Annotated in this window: 17 protein-coding genes; 7 read left to right on the forward strand and 10 right to left on the reverse strand. The window is 71.0% G+C overall.

Annotated features, from left to right (window positions below):
* Positions 1-16: 16 nt before the first annotated feature.
* The 5 genes from OO60_RS39615 to OO60_RS45645 form a co-directional block, all read right to left on the reverse strand.
* Positions 17-2,479, reverse strand: a complete 2,463-nt coding sequence (locus OO60_RS39615; RefSeq protein WP_003095474.1) for an alpha-L-rhamnosidase-related protein — start codon at positions 2,477-2,479, stop codon at positions 17-19.
* 123 nt (positions 2,480-2,602) lie between these two features.
* Positions 2,603-3,232 (reverse strand): MarC family protein, encoded by a 630-nt coding sequence (locus tag OO60_RS39620; protein ID WP_003095471.1) that lies wholly within the window; start codon positions 3,230-3,232, stop codon positions 2,603-2,605.
* 1 nt (position 3,233) lies between these two features.
* Positions 3,234-4,106 (reverse strand): PHP domain-containing protein, encoded by an 873-nt coding sequence (locus tag OO60_RS39625; RefSeq protein WP_003095469.1) that lies wholly within the window; start codon positions 4,104-4,106, stop codon positions 3,234-3,236.
* Positions 4,107-4,141: 35 nt separating this feature from the next.
* Complete coding sequence (locus OO60_RS39630; RefSeq protein ID WP_003095467.1) at positions 4,142-4,702, reverse strand: PH domain-containing protein; 561 nt, start codon at positions 4,700-4,702, stop codon at positions 4,142-4,144.
* A 20-nt stretch (positions 4,703-4,722) separates the two neighbouring features.
* On the reverse strand, positions 4,723-4,887 hold the full coding sequence (locus tag OO60_RS45645) for a hypothetical protein (protein WP_162146229.1): 165 nt from the start codon (positions 4,885-4,887) through the stop codon (positions 4,723-4,725).
* Between the two features lie 186 nt (positions 4,888-5,073).
* Here OO60_RS45645 and OO60_RS39635 point away from each other — a divergent pair, with 186 nt between their 5' ends.
* On the forward strand, positions 5,074-5,487 hold the full coding sequence (locus OO60_RS39635; RefSeq protein ID WP_033263312.1) for an NUDIX hydrolase: 414 nt from the start codon (positions 5,074-5,076) through the stop codon (positions 5,485-5,487).
* 86 nt (positions 5,488-5,573) lie between these two features.
* Here OO60_RS39635 and OO60_RS39640 read toward each other — a convergent pair whose 3' ends face one another.
* Together OO60_RS39640 and OO60_RS39645 are read right to left on the reverse strand one after the other, a co-directional pair.
* Entirely contained in the window at positions 5,574-6,668 is a 1,095-nt protein-coding gene (locus OO60_RS39640) for a DUF2332 domain-containing protein (RefSeq protein WP_003095458.1), read from the reverse strand.
* A 7-nt stretch (positions 6,669-6,675) separates the two neighbouring features.
* Positions 6,676-7,179, reverse strand: a complete 504-nt coding sequence (locus OO60_RS39645) for a MaoC family dehydratase (protein WP_003095455.1) — start codon at positions 7,177-7,179, stop codon at positions 6,676-6,678.
* 315 nt (positions 7,180-7,494) lie between these two features.
* Here OO60_RS39645 and corA point away from each other — a divergent pair, with 315 nt between their 5' ends.
* The 3 genes from corA (at position 7,495) to OO60_RS39660 (ending at position 10,245) form a co-directional block, all read left to right on the forward strand.
* Positions 7,495-8,577 carry a magnesium/cobalt transporter CorA gene (gene corA, locus OO60_RS39650; RefSeq protein WP_003095452.1) on the forward strand — a complete coding sequence of 361 codons (1,083 nt, stop codon included), beginning with the start codon at positions 7,495-7,497 and terminating at the stop codon, positions 8,575-8,577.
* Between the two features lie 181 nt (positions 8,578-8,758).
* Positions 8,759-9,409, forward strand: a complete 651-nt coding sequence (locus tag OO60_RS39655; RefSeq protein ID WP_003095445.1) for a metallophosphoesterase family protein — start codon at positions 8,759-8,761, stop codon at positions 9,407-9,409.
* Positions 9,406-10,245 (forward strand): ParB N-terminal domain-containing protein, encoded by an 840-nt coding sequence (locus OO60_RS39660; protein WP_003095442.1) that lies wholly within the window; start codon positions 9,406-9,408, stop codon positions 10,243-10,245. Before OO60_RS39655 ends, OO60_RS39660 begins: the two co-directional genes overlap by 4 nt.
* Here the strand turns inward: OO60_RS39660 and OO60_RS39665 are convergent.
* Positions 10,242-10,985 carry a hypothetical protein gene (locus OO60_RS39665; protein WP_003095439.1) on the reverse strand — a complete coding sequence of 248 codons (744 nt, stop codon included), beginning with the start codon at positions 10,983-10,985 and terminating at the stop codon, positions 10,242-10,244. The genes OO60_RS39660 and OO60_RS39665 overlap by 4 nt on opposite strands.
* A complete protein-coding gene (locus OO60_RS39670) occupies positions 10,985-11,473 on the reverse strand; it encodes a SigE family RNA polymerase sigma factor (RefSeq protein ID WP_003095438.1) in 489 nt (162 codons plus the stop codon). Before OO60_RS39670 ends, OO60_RS39665 begins: the two co-directional genes overlap by 1 nt.
* Positions 11,474-11,627: 154 nt before the next feature.
* On the opposite strand from OO60_RS39670, the gene OO60_RS39675 reads away from it, so the two are divergent.
* The 3 genes from OO60_RS39675 to OO60_RS39685 are packed head-to-tail and all read left to right on the forward strand — an operon-like array spanning position 11,628 to position 14,247.
* The gene (locus tag OO60_RS39675; protein WP_003095435.1) at positions 11,628-12,461 is read left to right on the forward strand and encodes a CPBP family intramembrane glutamic endopeptidase; all 834 of its coding nucleotides are present in this window, start codon (positions 11,628-11,630) and stop codon (positions 12,459-12,461) included.
* Positions 12,458-13,600, forward strand: a complete 1,143-nt coding sequence (locus tag OO60_RS39680; protein ID WP_003095432.1) for a sensor histidine kinase — start codon at positions 12,458-12,460, stop codon at positions 13,598-13,600. Before OO60_RS39675 ends, OO60_RS39680 begins: the two co-directional genes overlap by 4 nt.
* Positions 13,597-14,247, forward strand: coding sequence for a response regulator (locus OO60_RS39685; protein WP_003095430.1), 651 nt, complete (start codon positions 13,597-13,599; stop codon positions 14,245-14,247). Before OO60_RS39680 ends, OO60_RS39685 begins: the two co-directional genes overlap by 4 nt.
* Positions 14,248-14,275: 28 nt before the next feature.
* Here the strand turns inward: OO60_RS39685 and OO60_RS39690 are convergent, their stop codons facing one another.
* Positions 14,276-15,775 (reverse strand): MFS transporter, encoded by a 1,500-nt coding sequence (locus OO60_RS39690; protein ID WP_003095427.1) that lies wholly within the window; start codon positions 15,773-15,775, stop codon positions 14,276-14,278.
* Between the last annotated feature and the right edge of the window lie 94 nt (positions 15,776-15,869).

The following is a 15,869-nucleotide window of genomic DNA, read 5'->3' on the forward strand; positions in this document are numbered from 1 at the left end:
CGCGCGGAAAGCCCGGCTAACGCACTACCAGGACCGTGTGCGTGCCACCGGAAACCGTCAACGGACCCGCGGCCCGCACCGCACGCCCGTCCAGCAGCACGAGACGCCCCGAAGGCACCACCAGCGAACCCGAAGTCCCCCGCGGCGCGGAAACCGTCAACGAGAACACCGAACCCTGCTGCGACCACGAAGCCGACAACGCGCCCTTCGGCGTCGGCACCGCTCCGCGCGCCCACGAAACCGGACCCGGGTGCGGCGAAACCGTCCAGGTCGCGAAGCCCGGCGACGTCGGCGAGACGCCCAGCAGCTCGTTCGTCAGCGCCGGGACGACTCCGGTCGACCAGCCGTGCGCCGCCGACGTGTACCCCTGCTCGTAGTGCGAACCGCCCTCGCCGATGCCCTCCCACGCCGTGATGCCCGGGTCGTGCGTGGCCATCCAGCCGTACATCCGCTTGATCTGGTCGATCGCGGACGCCGCCTGCCCGGTCCGGAAGCGCGCCTGCAGCTCCGGGAACGACGTGAACGCGTACACGCGCTTCGTCCCGTCAGAGACGAGCGTGTCGTTGTCCATGAACGGGTTCCCGTACGGCAACGCGCCCGCCGCAAGCCGCGCCAACGCCGAAGCGGCCTGGGCGGGCGAAGCGATCCCGGCCAGGATCGCGTGGCTGTTGCCGTCCTGACCGTGCCGCACCGCGCCCTCGGCCGAGTCGAGGTAAGCGCCCGCCGCCGGGTCCCACAAGTGAGCATTCACGGCCGTCGCGACGCCCGAAGCACGCGAAAGCCACCGCTCCGCGTCGGCCGCGTGGCCCGTCGCGCGAGCCAGACCGGCAGCGCCCTGAAGCGCCCGGACGTACAACGCGTTGTAGTACGTCACTTCGCCCGTACGCGGCAGGAAAGCGTAGTCGCCGTAGCCGCCTGTGCCGTTAAGCCCCTTCGCGAGCAACCCGCGCGAATCGGTGACCGACGGATACCAGCTGTCGAGCGCCTTCACGAGGTGCGAGTAGCACGAAGACGCGTACGCGGTGTCGCCCGTGTAGAGCACGTAGTCCCAGCTCGACGTCACCCACCAGAGCGGATAGTCGAACAACGGCAACGTGTAGCCGTTGATCGACGCGGGCGGGATCCAGCCGTCCGCGCGCTGGTGGTCGGCCAGGTCGGCGAGGACGTTCCGCGCCGCCGTGCCGTCCTGGTGCGTCAGGTACTCCGTCAGGCCCGACACCGCGACATCGCCGACGTACGGGTCCCGGTCGCGCTTCGCGCCGTCGTGCAGCACCAGCTTCCCGTCCAGCGACGGCGAGAACGCGCCGCGAGGGTCCACATCGGACTCGCGGAAGGTGTCCATGCCCAGCTCGTTCGTGTAGGACGCCGCGTACCAGTAGCGGTTCAGCTCCTCGTCGGACGACTCGAACCAGCCGCGGTAGGTCGACGGCGTCCCGAGGAACGGCGTGAAGTCGAGCGAGACGCCGCTGATGCGCACCTCACCGGACGGCTGGGCCAAAGGCGCATCCGAGGCCAGCGCGTCCAGGCTGATCCGCAGGTAGCGGAAGCCGTGCAGGCCGTCGGCGCACACCTGGTTGCCGGAAGCGCAGCCCTTCGTGTCGCGCCACACCGTCGGCGCCGAGGGCACGGCGTACTGGTCGGTACCCGGACCGCCGGAGAAGTCCGAGCGGGTGAAGTCGGAGCGTTCGCCCAGGTACTGGCGGGTTTCCGAGAACGCCAGCCGGACGCCGGGGCGGTTCGCCGACGCCCCCGCGAAGGCGATCTTCGGGTACCCGGCGACGACCTTGCCGAAGTCGACGACGGCGGTCGGCACCGGCGGATCGGCGACCACGCCGGGCCACACCTCGGCGACCCGGCTGAACTCGCCCGACGGGGTGTTCTGGTCCTTGGTCACGGTGATCCGGACCTGCGCGGTCGTCACCGGCCGGTCGAAGGTCACCGCGCGCTGCACGGCGGTGTTGCCGGTCACGGAAGCGGCCACCCGCCACGCACCCGCGTCCAGCACCTCGACCGTGAAGTCCTGCGGCACGCCGTCCACATTGGACAGCACGGTGACGCCGGGCAGCGCGACCGGCGCGCCCGCGGTGATCGTCAGTACGTCCGGGTAGGCGCCGATCGTGTCGTCGTTCCAGAACGTCCCGGTGTTGCCGTCGACGGCGTTGCCGGGGTCGTAGGTCCGGGGCTGGCCGTTCCCGCCGTTGTTCGGCGAGTGGAACGACGACGCGGCCGCGGTGGTGCCCGCCGGCCAGACCGGCTTCGGCGGCGGCGCCTGCCGCTTGAACGTCGCCACCCCGCGCCCGAGCAGGCCGTCCGGGTTCGCGACGTCCCCGGTGGCGGACAGCACCTTCACCGGCCGGACGTCCCGGCTCGAAGGGGCGACGACGTACTTCTGCCAGCCGGGCGTGGCGCCGGCCGGCGCGGCGACGACACCGCTCGCCACCAGCACCGTGACCGGCAGGACTGCTCTGAGCCACTTCATCGAGGCCTCCGCAAGGCGTTGAATCGTTTCAACCGCTGAGCTGAGCTTCAGGCTGCGGGAGCGGTGCCAACGATGTCAACGACCCGGACGCATCCTGTCCGGCAGGACAACCCGGGTGGCGGGTCAGTTCCCGCCGGCGATGAACCCGCGGACGGAGTTCGCGACGAGCTCCACCGCGATGGCCGCGAGCAGCAGGCCGGCCACCTTGGCCAGCAGCGTGATGCCGCTTTCCTTGATCAGCCGGATGACGACGCCGGAGTAGCGCATGCAGAGGTAGATCACGAAGTGCACGGTGACGATGGCCAGCGCCAGGGCGATGTACGCGCCGAGGTGCCCGTCGGCCTGCCGGACGAACACGATGGTCGCGGCGATCGCGCCCGGCCCGGCCAGCAGCGGCGTGCCGAGCGGCACCAGGGCCACGTTGACGTCGTCGGCCGCCGCCTCCTGCTCGTGGCCGTTGCTGGTGAGCAGCTGCAGCGCGATCAGCAGGAGCAGCAGCCCGCCCGCGCCCTGCAGCGCGGGGATGCCGATGCCGAGGTAGGCCAGGATCGCCTGGCCCGCGATCGCGAACAGGCTGATGACCAGCAGCGACACCAGGACGGCCTGCCGGGCGGCGCGCGCCCGGGTCGCCATCGGCTTGCGGCCGACCAGGCTCAGGAACACCGGCACGGTGCCGGGCGGGTCCATGATGACGATCAGGGTGATCGTCGCGCTCATGAAGAGCTTCGGGTCGAAGAAGTCGGCGATGGCCATGTCAGCCCTTCACGACCTGGAACCCCGTCGCCCGCGAAACGAGTTCCTCGAACTGCCCGGGGCCGGTGGTGCACTCGCCGAGCGCGATCGTCTTGTTGGTGCCGTGGTAGTCGCTCGAGCCGGTGAAGACGAGCCCGAGCTCGGCGGCCAGCTCGCGGACGCGGGCCCGCGTCGGCGCGTCGTGGTTCGGGTGGTCGGCTTCGACGCCGGTGAGCCCGCGCGCGGCCAGCCCGGCGAGGGTGTCCTCGCTGATCGTGGCGCCGCGGCTGAAGGCGAAGGGGTGCGCGACGACCGTGACGCCACCGGCCGCGGCGATCATGTCGATGGCCTCTTCGACCGGGGTGTCCCGGCGGGCGACGTAGTAGCCGCGGCGGGGGCTCAGGTAGTCGGCGAAGGCCTCGTCGACGGACTTGACCAGCCCGGCCCGGACCAGCGCCTGCGCCAGGTGCGGCCGTCCCGGCGGCGAGTCCTCGGGCAGCAGGCCGAAGATCTCGTCGATGTCGATCGGGAGCCCGTCGGCGGCCATCCGCTCGGCCATCCGGCGCAGCCGCGTGCGGCGCTCGAGGCGCAGCCGGGTCTGCTCGGTGACGACGGGCTCGGACGTCGGGTCGAAGAGGTAAGCGAGCAGGTGGACGCTGATCTGGCGGCCCGTGTCGGGGTCGATCGACACCGTGGAGAGCTCGGCGCCGGGAACCAGGGTCAGGCCGGGTGACACCGCTTCGGAAGCGGGCGCCCAGCCCGCGGTGGTGTCGTGGTCGGTGATCGCGACGACGTCGAGCCCGGCTTTCGCGGCCGCGGCGACGAGCCCGGCCGGCGTGTCGGTGCCGTCGGAAGCGGTGGAATGGGCGTGCAGGTCGATGCGCATCGTGTCCATTGTCGACGATGCGCTGCGTCACACGCGCGGCGGGATCAGCCGACCGGCTTCTTGCCCCGGGCGGCCCGCTGCGCCTTGATCATGGAGAAGCGTTCGGCCTGCTTCTGCTTGTCGCCGAAGACGAGCTCCGAGATCGTGTCGTAGAACTCCTCCGGCCGCGGCAGGAAGTCGATCTTGTTCAGCGCCTGGATCTGGCCGGCGGACTCGACCACCATCGTGCCGTAGCCCATCATCCGGCCGGTGGCCGTGCGGACGTAGCTGAGGTCGGTGACCTTGCTGATCGGCATCATCAGCACCTTGGTGGTGAACACCCCGGTCGTCATGACGAACCGCTTGTCGGTGACGACCAGGCGCTCGACCCACCACTCCATCACCACGTAGGCGAACCGCAGGACGACGAGCAGCGCGACGTACCAGAGGATGTTCTGGCCGATGTACAGCGCCGGCGGCAGCAGGTAGGACACCAGCACGCAGACGGCCAGCAGCGCGGCCGCCTCGAAGGTGTCCCACAGCAGCACCGCCCAGTGGCGGCGGATCCGGATGACCCGCCGCTCGGTGTCGAGGAGGTACTCGTCGGGGTCGCGTGGCGCGAACATGGTTCGAGGGTAGCCCCGAATCAGCCCTTGAACACGTTGCTGACGAAGGTGATCACCGATTCGGCCGAGCTGCGCAGGAAGTCGATGATGTTGCCGACGAGGCCGGCGGCCTGCCCAGGCTGGGCGATGACGAAGAACAGCACCAACGCGATACCGGCGAGGCCCGCAATCTTCTTCACGTTCACCGCGATCAAATCCCGTCTCTTACGGTGACACCGGACAACAGCAGTTTTTACGTTGTACCGCACTGAACAGGCACGTGGGAGGAAAGTCCCGCGCTTGGGTCAGCACGCCGTCCGAAGTGTACCGTACGGCTACTCTCCGTGTACAGGACATCCGTTTTCAAGTCGATTGCGTCTACCCTTCGGGACATGGAGGGCCTCACCAGCACCACGATCCGCTGTGTCGGCGGGATCGTGTTCGACGCGTACGGCCGTTTGCTGCTCATCCGGCGCCTGAACGACCCCGGTTCGGGGCAGTGGTCGCTGCCGGGTGGCCGAGTCGAACCGGGCGAATCGGACGAAACGGCCGTGATCAGGGAGCTGCGGGAGGAGACCGGCCTGGACGTGATTCCGGGCACATTGGTCGGTTCGGTGCGGCGGGGGAGCTACCAGATTTTCGACTACGCCTGCGAGGTCGGTGGCGGAATTCTCACGGCTGGTGACGACGCATCGGACGCGCGTTGGTCCGATGCGGCAGACCTTGCCGGGCTGGAGGCGGCCGGCGCACTGGTCGACCGCCTTTACGTGACGTTGCGTGACTGGGACGCCCTGCCGCGGGCCTGACAGCGGCTCGCCAGTGTCGCGAATGACTCATTCGGGACGTCCGAGGTCCCGAATGAGTCATTCGCGACGTTCGGGCCGGGCCGCACTCACAGCGGCAACCAGGTCATCCGCTGCCCGTGCGGCGCGGTCCGGGCCAGCGCGTGCGCCTCCGGCTTGCCGTCCTCCCACCGCACGACACCCAACGTCGCCAGGCCGTCCGCGCCCGCGAGGTCGTCGCGGCCCGGCAGCACGAGCTCCAGCCCGGCGCCGTAGAACTCCTCCGAGACCCACCACACCGGCCGCGAAGCCGCCAGCTCGGCCAGGCCCGCGACGAACGCGGACCGCCGCTCCGCCGGGAAGTACGCCAGCGCGTGGCTGGTGATCACCACCAGCGGCCCCGCCAGCGACCCGGCCGCCGAGGCCAGGTCGTCGACGCCGTCCCCGGTGATCAGCCGCGGGCGGTGCTTGGCCTGCTCGGCCGCCGCCGTCCGCAGCAGCCGGATCCGGTCCGGCTGGTCCGCCCAGACGCACGCCTCCAGCCACGCCAGCTCGTCCTCGTCCGACAGGTCCACCGGGGCCCGGTCGAGGCCCGCCCGATCGAGCACCGCCAGCTTCTTCGGCAGCTTCGGGACCACCGCGCCCGCGGCCAGGTCCAGTGCGCAGTGCAGCCCCACCGCCGCCTTGGCCGGGCCGGCCGTCAGCTGGTCGCCGCCGTCGCACTGGTAGCGGTAGCCGAACCGGTCCAGCCCGAGCAGCAGCCCCGCGCTGCAGCCGACCTCCAGCAACGAGACCTTCCCGCCCGCTTCGCGCGCCGCCCGCGCGACCCCCGGGTACAGCAGCGCGGCCCGCCGGACCTCGTTGGTCTGCGTGTAGCGCGAAGCGATCAGGGAACGCGCCTTGTCGGCGCGCTCCAGCAGGAACGACCGGAACAGCGGCCAGGTGTCGGAATCCACGCCGTCGAACCCGCCCAGCGACGGGTAGTACCGCGACAGCGGGTGGATCGGGTCCGCCTGCACGAGCCGGTGCGCGACCGCCATCAGCAGCGTGCCCCGGACCTCGCCGTCGCGGGCCGAGGCGAGCAGCCCGGCGACGTCGTCGTCCGAGGCCGCCTGCAGCGCCAGGTGCTCGTACAGCGGCGAGACCCCGCGCGCCTCGACTTCCGCGAACGTGCGGAGTACCGCCTTGATCCCGTCCAGGTCCATCAGAGCCTCATTCGTGCGGCACCGGCCGGCCCGGCTGCTCCCCGCCCCGAGTCTCCCCGTACGAGCGCTTGGGCACCATCACCTTCCGCCGGAAGGTGCACACGATCAGGCCGTCCTGCTTGTAACCGCGCGTCTCGACGTACACGACACCGCGGTCGTCCTTGGACTTCGACGGCGTCTTGTCGAGCACCTCGGTCTCGCCGTAGATGGTGTCGCCGTGGAAGGTCGGCTTGACGTGCTTCAGCGACTCGACCTCGAGGTTCGCGATGGCCTTGCCGGAAACGTCCGGCACGGACATCCCCAGCAGCAGCGAGTAGACGTAGTTGCCGACCACGACGTTCTTGCCGAAGTCGGTGGTCTCCTCCGCGTAGTGCGCGTCGAGGTGCAGCGGGTGGTGGTTCATGGTGATCAGGCAGAACAGGTGGTCGTCGTATTCGGTGACCGTTTTGCCCGGCCAGTGCTTGTAGACCGCACCGACCTCGAACTCCTCGAAATACCGGCCGAACTGCACTCGTCATCTCCCGTCACGTAACACCGCGTGAGCCTGGTACGACACGCATCCGTAGTGAGGAGTACCCTCAACCATCGGTGTTCGCGCGTCAACGCGAGCCCCGCCACGTTGCACCCGGCCCGGAGGAGGTGAGGAACTCGATGAGTAGTGGCGATAGTCCGCTCCCTAGTAGTCCCAGCGTTCCTGCCACTCCCGCCGGCCGGCTCATCTCCTGGTAGGCCTTCTCGTCCCGGGAACGCTGGTGTGTCGCCGGGCGGACGCTTTCCGCCCCTGGTCCGTCGTCTCGCACGACCACGCACGACACCAGGAGATCCCATGCCTGCCATTCCCTCGCTCGGCGGCCTGCGCGGCCGCGGCAACAAGGGCACCGTCCCGGTCCGCCCGGTCCCGGTGCCGCTGTCGGCCTACGTCGTCGACTGCGCCGTGTACGTCGGCGGCGAGCGCCTGCCCGGCCGCTGGAGCCACTCCGAGGCGATCAAAGAGGTCCGGAAGCGGCACGAGGGGTTCGTCTGGATCGGCCTGCACGAGCCGGACGCCCAGCAGATCCAGGGCGTCGCGGACACGTTCGGGTTGCACGAGCTGGCGGTCGAGGACGCGCTCGAAGCGCACCAGCGGCCGAAGCTGGAGCGCTACGACGACACGCTGTTCCTGGTGGTCAAGACCGTGCGGTACGTCGAGCACGAGTCACCGACCACGGCGAACGAGATCGTCGAGACCGGCGAGCTGATGGTGTTCCTCGGCCGGGACTTCGTGATCACCGTCCGGCACGGGAACCACTCGGGCCTGGCGCGCCTGCGCCGCGAGCTGGACGACGACCCCGAGCGCCTGCAGCTGGGGCCGGCCGCGGTGGTGCACGCGATCGCCGACCACGTGGTCGACCACTACCTGGACGTCACGGGCCGGATCGAGAACGACATCGACGTGATGGAGGCGCAGGTCTTCGCGCCCCGGTCGCAGATCAGCGCCGAGCAGATCTACCTGATGAAGCGGGAGGTGCTCGAGCTGCGCCGCGCGGTGATGCCGCTGGCGACACCGGTGCAGCGCCTGGCCGAGGGCTACACGCGGCTGGTGCCGGACGAGGTCCGCTCGTACTTCCGCGACGTCGCCGACCACCTCACGACGGTGTCCGAACGGGTGGCGGCGTTCGACGAACTGCTGTCCACCCTGGTCGACGCGACCGTCGCGAAGATCTCCCTGCAGCAGAACACCGATATGCGCAAGATCACGTCGTGGGCGGCGATCATCACCGTGCCGACGATGATCGCGGGCATCTACGGGATGAACTTCGACTACCTGCCCGAACTGCACTGGAAGTTCGGGTACCCGCTGGTGATCACCGTGATCCTGGCGATCTGCCTGTTGCTGTACCGAATATTCCGGAAGAACGGCTGGCTCTAGGTCCCCTTTCGTTCCACCGGATTCCTTCGGAGAACCGTCATGTCCAGGATGCTGTCCAACCTCAAGTTCTGGGCGCTCGCGCTCAGCCTCGTCTGGATCTTCGTGATCACCTTCGTCATCGTCGCCGACCCCGGGTTCGCGCACGGGATGAAATAACGGCGGAGCGTCCTATCCTGGGCGCATGCCGAAAGCGCTGGTCGTCTCCGACGAGGTCGACGAGCGGTTGTGGACCGACGCGGTCCGCGCCGTCTCCGTCGACCTCGTCATCGGCGCCGGCGACCTCCCCTACGACTACCTCGCGTTCCTGGCCAGCGCGCTCGACGCACCGTGCGTGTTCGTGCCGGGCAACCACGACCCGGACCTGAGCGGCTACACGCGCTACGGCGGGCTGTCCATGAAGGACGGTTTCCCGACGGTCTGGCCGGGCCCGGCGGGCGGCATCAACGCCGACGGCCGGGTCGTCGACGTCGCCGGCCTCCGGTTCGCCGGCCTCGGCGGCTCGATCCGCTACAACGACGGGCCGAACCAGTGGACGCAGCGCCAGCAGGCCCGCCGGGCCCGCGGCCTGGTGCGCCGCGCCCGGTTCCGGCGGTGGCGCGACGGGCGTGACGTCGACATCCTGCTGACGCACTCGCCGCCGCTGGACCTCGGCGACCGGCCGGACCCGCCGCACCGCGGGTTCGCGTGCCTGCACCGGACGATCGAGGTGCTGCGCCCGAAGTGGCTGCTGCACGGGCACATCCACCCGCACGGCGAGCCGGTGCCGGACCGGGTCGCCGGCGCGACGCGGATCCGCAACGTGGTGGGCCACCGGATCATGGAGTTCTCATGAAAGAGACCGGGTTTCCCCGCGCCGACGCGGAGAACGACTTCCTCCGCGCACGCCGGGGCCAGGTGCTCTCGCGGCTTTCGACGTGGCTGCGCCGCGAGCCCGACGACGTCAACATCATGCTGCCGTTCCACGAGGTGGTGGAGGCGCTCGGCTACCTCGGCGAGCACCGGATCGGGCTGCGGGTGATCAAACTGGACTCGATCGTCGGCACGGTCGACCGCAGCCGCGACTTCGACCGCCGGTTCCGCCCGACGTCCGCGCGCGTCCGCGAGCGCTGGGAGCGCCTGGCGCTGGCCGCCCGCCGCGGCGAGGAGATCCCCCCGATCGAGGTCTACCGCGTCGGCGAGCTGCACTTCATCATCGACGGCCACCACCGGGTCTCGGTCGCCCTCGCCCAGGGACTGTCCACAATAGAGGCAATGGTGACGGTGGTCCGCACCAAACTGGACCCGAGCGGGATCCGCCACCGCGGCGACCTGATCGTCAAGGACTACCGGCGGCTGTTCCTCGAGCGCGTGCCGCTGACCGGGCACGCCCGGGCGTCGGTGATCGTGTCGGACCCGTGGGACTACGCCCGGCTGGGCGAGCACGTGGAGGCGTGGGGCTTCCGGTTGATGCAGGACGAGGGCAAGTTCTGCGACCGGGCGAGCGTGGCGCAGCGGTGGTTCGACGAGGAGTTCGTCCCGGTGGTGGCGATGCTGCGCCAGGCGGGCCTGATCGGGGACCGGACGGACGCCGAGGCGTACATGTGGGTGGCGGCGGAACGGTACCGGCTGATCCGGACCCACCGCTGGGACGACGACGTGATCGAGGCCCTGCGGGCACGGCAGCACTAGAAGTCCAGTCCCGGCGTCAACGCCAGCTGCCGCACCTCCGCCAGCGTCAACGTCGGCTCCGTGCGCTGCTTCGGCAGCGGCACCCCGGCCTGCTCCAGCACCCCGCTGTCGTTCGACCAGAACTGCACCACCGCTTCCGGCGTGGCCAGTGCCACGCGGTGGGTCAGGATGTCGCCGGACTGGAGCGTCGACAGCCACAGCAAGCCCTGCGGGGTCGGCTCCGTGCGGCAGAGGATCTCCTCCGGTTCTTCGCACGGCGGGCCGCCCGAGTTGCGGCTGGGCACCATCAGGACGTACACCGATCCGGAACCCCGTGCGTCGGTCACCCGGACCCCCATGTGGAACAACGCGTCCCGTGGCTCGTCTCCCGCCGGGTCGGCGATCAGGTGGAACGGGTCCTCCGGTGGCTTCTCCCCCGGGATCGTCAAGCGCGTGATCTGCGCGTCCGGTGGCAGCAGCGAGCGCACCGCGCGGCCCACCACGCAGCTCAGGCGGTCGACCAGGGCCGCGCGTGTGTCCGAAGCCGTCGGGCAGGGCGCGTTCGCCACTCCGCCCCGGTGCGGCAGCACCACTACCGCCAGGCCCATGGCCAGCACCACCACGGCCAGCGCCACCGCTCCCGTCAGCAGGTGACGCCGGCGCGCCAGGCGGGCCGCCGACAGCACCGCCTCCCCGGACAGGCCGATCGGGGGCTCGTCTTCGGTCACGTACGCCGTCAGCAGGGACCGGATCTCTTCCATCACCACTCCTCGGCGGTCGGCGCCGGCAGGGCCGCGCGCAGGGCCTCGACCCCGCGGGCCGTCTGGGACTTGACCGTTCCTTCGGCGACGCCGAGCAGCGCCGCCACCTCGGTCACCGGGAGGTCTTCGAGGAACCGCAGCACCACCATCGCGCGCTGCCGGGGCGTCAACCCGGCCAGTGCCCGCTCCACGTCGAGGCGCAACGGCGTGTCCCGGCCCGGCGGGGACTCCGCCTCCGGCACGGACGGCGTCACGTACTCCCGCCCGGATTTCCGGCGCCCGGCCAGGAACAGGTTCAGCAGGATGCGGCGCGCGTACGCGTCGGCCGTGTCCGGGCGGACGCGCCGCCAGCGCCGGTACAGCTGGACGAACATCGCCTGCACCAGGTCCTCGGCGCCGTGCCAGTCACCGCAGAGGGCGAAGGCCACGCGCCGGAAACGCTGGACGCGCGCGGCGAAGTACTCGCTGAAATCGAGGTCTCTCGACACCCCCTTATTAGTGCGCGGGGCCCCCGGAAGGTTCAAGCGTCCCCCGTGCGAGCTACGCGCGGTTGTCCACTCGACGGTGACGATTCCCGGCCGCCGCATCCCTAGCGTTCGAGACATCCGCGGGACGGGCCGCGGACGACGCGAAGGGGTTCTCATGAGGCTCGTTTGGCAGTTCCTGGCCGTGGCGGCGGTGGCGTTCGCCGGGCAGCTGTGCGTTGCCGCGGTGGACGGAAATCCGTGGCTCACCCTGCTCTTCGGCGGACTGACCGCCGTGCTCGCGGTGTTCGCCTACCGCTGGGTGGTGCGCAAGACCGAGCAGCGCCCGGTGACCGAGCTGGCCGGGTCCGGCGCCCGGAGTGCGCTCGGCCGGGGGGCGGTGATCGGGCTCGCCCTGTTCGCGGCCGTCATCGCGAACATCGCCCTCCTCGGGGACTACGAGATCCGCGGCTGGGGCAGCGTGCCGGGGGCGCTCGGGCTCGTCGGCTTCATGGCCGCCGCCGCGGTGACGGAGGAGCTGCTGTTCCGCGGCATCCTGTTCCGGATCGTCGAGAAGTGGCTCGGCACCTGGCTCGCGCTGGTGCTGAGCGGCCTGGTGTTCGGCCTCATGCACCTGTTCAACGAGCACGCGACCCTGTGGGGCGCCATCGCCATCGCCATCGAGGGCGGCGGCCTGCTGACTTCGGCGTACATCGCGACGCGCAGGCTGTGGCTGCCGATCGGCCTGCACTTCGGCTGGAACTTCGCCGGGGCGGGCATCTTCGGCGCGGTGGTCTCCGGCCAGGGCGCCCCGCAGGGGCTGCTGGCCGCGGCCACGTCCGGGCCGTCGATCGTCACCGGCGGCGACTTCGGACCGGAGGGCAGCCTGTACTCGGTGCTGTTCTGCTTCCTGGCGACGTGCGTGTTCCTGCGGCTGGCCCACCGCCGCGGCCGGCTGGTGCCCCGGCGCCGCGGCGAGCGGACCGCCGACGTCACTACACTTCCCGCGTGATCGAGCACCGGGCGGCCCTGGCGCGCTGGCGCCGGCTCGACCCCGTGGTCCGGGACCTCCCGCTCGGCCTGGTGTTCCTGGCGGCGGCGTTCGTGCCGATCCTGCAGAACCACGGGACGGAGCTGGGCGGCGTGCCGTCGCGGGCCCTCGACGTCCCGGGCGTCGGGGTGCTCCTGCTCGAAACCCTCCCGCTCGCCGGGCGGCGGCGGTGGCCGGCGCTGTGCCTCGCCCTCGTGTCGCTCGGCTTCGCGCTCGACCAGCTCCGCGGCTACCACTCGGTCGCGGGCACGGCACTGGGCATCGCGCTGGTGAGCGCGGGCGCCCACATCAGCCGGCGCCGGCGCACCGCCGCGGTGGCGTTCTCCGCGGCCTACGTGCTCCTCTCGGTCGTCCTGCACCAGCTCGGTTCCGAGCCCGTGGCGGAGTACGTCACCTTCTACGTGCTGCTCGCCTTCGCGTGGGGCATCGGCGCGTGGTTGCGTTCCACCCGCGCGGCGGAAGCCGAGCGCCGCCGCCGCGTCGCCGCGGACACGCTCGCCGCGGAACGCACCCGCATCGCCCGCGAGCTGCACGACGTCGTCACCCACCACGTGACGGCGATGGTCGTGCAGGCCGAGGCCGCCCGGTACCTCACCGCCGCACCCGAACGCCTGGCGGAGACGCTGACCGCGATCACCGGCACCGGCCGCCGCGCCATCACCGACCTGCGGCACCTGCTGGACCTGCTCAACCCGGACCACGGCGAGGACGGCACGCCGCCGCCGGGCGGGCTCCGGCCGCTCGTCGAGCACGCCCGTCAGGCCGGGCAGCCGGTCGAGTTCACCGAAGAGGGCACGCCGGCGGAGTCCGCCGGCAGCGCCGACCTGGTGGCCTACCGGGTCGTGCAGGAAGCGCTGACGAACGCACTCAAGCACGCCCGCGGCTGCCACACCGAGGTCCGGGTGCGCCACGGGGAACGGGAGATCGAAGTGGAGATCGCCACGGCCGGTCCGCCGAGCGTGTCGCCCGGCGGGAGCGGGCGCGGCCTCGCCGGTCTCCGCGAACGGGTCGGCCTGCTCGGCGGGGACTTCAGCGCGGACGCGGACGGCGGTGCCGGCTTCGTCGTGCGGGCCCGGATCCCGACCGGGAGCGGGTCGTGATCCGGGTCCTCGTCTGCGACGACCAGATGCTGATCCGCACCGGGCTGGTGACGATCATCGGCGCGCAACCCGACTTCGAGGTGGTCGGCGAGTGCGGCGACGGGCGCGCCGCGGTCGACCTCGCCGCGCGGCTGCGCCCGGACGTCGTCGTGATGGACGTGCGGATGCCGGTGCTCGACGGCATCGAGGCCACCCGGCTGCTGGCCGGGGCCGGGGTGCCGCACCCGGTCAAGGTGCTGGTGCTGACGACGTTCAACCTGGACGAGTACGTCTACGAGGCCTTGCGCGCCGGCGCCAGCGGGTTCCTGCTCAAGGACGCGCCACCGGACCGGCTGCTGCACGGGATCCGGACCGTGGCCACCGGCGCGGCGCTGCTGGACCCGGAGGTGACGCGCCAGCTGGTGGGCAGGCACGCCGCCCGGATCCGGCCCGCACCGGGCGGTGCGCCCGAGCTCCCGCTGACCCCGCGTGAGTTGGAGGTCCTCCGGCTCATCGCGGACGGCCTGTCCAACAGCGAAATCGCGGCGCGGCTCGTGATCAGCCAGGAAACCGTGAAGACGTTCGTTTCGCGCATCCTGACCAAGCTGCAGCTGCGCGACCGCGTGCAGGCCGTCGTCTACGCCTACCGCCACGGCCTGGTGACGTGACCGGGAAACCCGGTCACGTCACCGGGAATCACATGTGCACGGCGCCCGGCGCCGCTTCACCCTTCGGGACGCCCGGGCGCAGCAGCAGGCCGCTGAGCACCGCACCCGCCACGAAGATGACCGCGGCCCAGGTGAACGCCGTCGTGTAGCTCTCGATCGCGGCCTCGGCCGCCAGCTGCGGCGTCGGGACCTTGCCCGCGAGGTAGGCCGTCGCCGCGTTGCCGGCGAGCGTCGACAGCAACGCCGTGCCGATCGAACCGCCGACCTGCTGCATCGTGTTCACCGCGGCGGACGCGACACCCGCGTCATGCGCCTCGACGCCGAACGTCGCGACGCTCATCGCCGGCGCCATCGCCAGCCCGATGCCGAAGCCCATCACCAGCAGCGGGCCGAGGACGCCGGAGGCGTAGGTGCTGTCGAGGCCGATCCCGCTCAGCCAGAACAGGCCGGCGGCGGCGATCGCCATGCCGGTCGGCACCAGCGGCCGCGGGCCGATCCGCGGGAGCAGCACGCTCGTCGCCACCGTGGCGGCCAGCATCAGCGTCGCCACCATGGGCAGGAACCCGACGCCGCTCTGGATCGGCGTGAACTGCAGGTTCTGCTGCACGTAGAAGGTCAGGAACAGGAAGATCGCGAACATGCCGATGGCGAGCAGGAACATCGCCAGGTACGAGCCGCCGCGGTCCCGGTCGAGCAGCACGCGCAGCGGCAGCAGCGGGTGTTCGACGCGCTGCTGCAGCCACACGAACACGCCGAGCAGCACCACGCCGGCGGCCAGGAAGCCCCAGACCGACACCGCCGACCAGGAGTCCGACTCGGCGTTGGCGAAGCCGTAGACCAGCGCGAACAGACCGGCGGAAGCGGTGACCGTGCCGGGGAGGTCGAGCTTCGGCCGCGGGCCGTCGTCCTTCTGGTTGCGCAGGAGGACCGAGCTGCCGGCGAACGCGACGACCGCGAAGATGATGTTCACGAACATGCACCAGCGCCAGTCGAGGTACTCGGTGAGCACGCCGCCGAGCAGCAGGCCGACCGCCGCGCCGCCACCGCCGATGGCGCCGAACACACCGAACGCGCGGCCGCGCTCCTTCGGGTCGGTGAACGTCGTGGTCAGCAGCGAAAGCGTGGCGGGCGCGAGCAGCGCGCCGAACACGCCCTGTGCCGCCCGGGCGACCAGCAGCATCTCGATGTTGGTCGCGAAGCCGCCGAGCGCGGACACCGCGGCGAAGCCGGCCAGGCCGACGAGGAGGGCGTTCTTGCGGCCGAAGAGGTCCGCGATCCGCCCGCCGAGCAGCAGCAGGCTGCCGAAGGCGAGCGCGTACGCCGTGACGACCCACTGCCGGGCGTCGTTGGAGAAGCCCAGGTCGAGCTGGGCGGACGGCAGCGCGATGTTCACGACGGTCGCGTCCAGCACGACCATCAGCTGCGCGATGCCGATCATCACCAGGATCAGCCAGCGTCTGGCGTGGTGGGGGTTCTCGGCGGCGCGCGTGTCCCCCGACGGCGCGACGGCGAGCGTGGACTCGGACATGAAAGATCCTCACAGAACGTGATCGGAAGACTATGTGGAGTAGGTATCTCCCCTTACTCACCCCAAGGTACACAAGAACCGGAGATAGCGCCTC

Origin of the sequence: Amycolatopsis vancoresmycina, from assembly GCF_000716785.1 — a bacterium.
In the GTDB taxonomy this organism is placed as follows: Bacteria; Actinomycetota; Actinomycetes; order Mycobacteriales; family Pseudonocardiaceae; genus Amycolatopsis; species Amycolatopsis vancoresmycina.

Excerpts from the sequence above, each read along its gene's own strand:
- OO60_RS39615 (WP_003095474.1), bottom strand. The coding sequence starts at position 2,479 with ATGAAGTGGCTCAGAGCAGTCCTGCCGGTCACGGTGCTGGTGGCGAGC.
- OO60_RS39620 (WP_003095471.1), bottom strand. The coding sequence starts at position 3,232 with ATGGCCATCGCCGACTTCTTCGACCCGAAGCTCTTCATGAGCGCGACG.
- OO60_RS39625 (WP_003095469.1), bottom strand. The coding sequence starts at position 4,106 with ATGGACACGATGCGCATCGACCTGCACGCCCATTCCACCGCTTCCGAC.
- OO60_RS39630 (WP_003095467.1), bottom strand. The coding sequence starts at position 4,702 with ATGTTCGCGCCACGCGACCCCGACGAGTACCTCCTCGACACCGAGCGG.
- OO60_RS39635 (WP_033263312.1), top strand. The coding sequence starts at position 5,074 with ATGGAGGGCCTCACCAGCACCACGATCCGCTGTGTCGGCGGGATCGTG.
- OO60_RS39640 (WP_003095458.1), bottom strand. The coding sequence starts at position 6,668 with ATGGACCTGGACGGGATCAAGGCGGTACTCCGCACGTTCGCGGAAGTC.
- corA (WP_003095452.1), top strand. The coding sequence starts at position 7,495 with ATGCCTGCCATTCCCTCGCTCGGCGGCCTGCGCGGCCGCGGCAACAAG.
- OO60_RS39655 (WP_003095445.1), top strand. The coding sequence starts at position 8,759 with ATGCCGAAAGCGCTGGTCGTCTCCGACGAGGTCGACGAGCGGTTGTGG.
- OO60_RS39660 (WP_003095442.1), top strand. The coding sequence starts at position 9,406 with ATGAAAGAGACCGGGTTTCCCCGCGCCGACGCGGAGAACGACTTCCTC.
- OO60_RS39665 (WP_003095439.1), bottom strand. The coding sequence starts at position 10,985 with ATGGAAGAGATCCGGTCCCTGCTGACGGCGTACGTGACCGAAGACGAG.
- OO60_RS39675 (WP_003095435.1), top strand. The coding sequence starts at position 11,628 with ATGAGGCTCGTTTGGCAGTTCCTGGCCGTGGCGGCGGTGGCGTTCGCC.
- OO60_RS39690 (WP_003095427.1), bottom strand. The coding sequence starts at position 15,775 with ATGTCCGAGTCCACGCTCGCCGTCGCGCCGTCGGGGGACACGCGCGCC.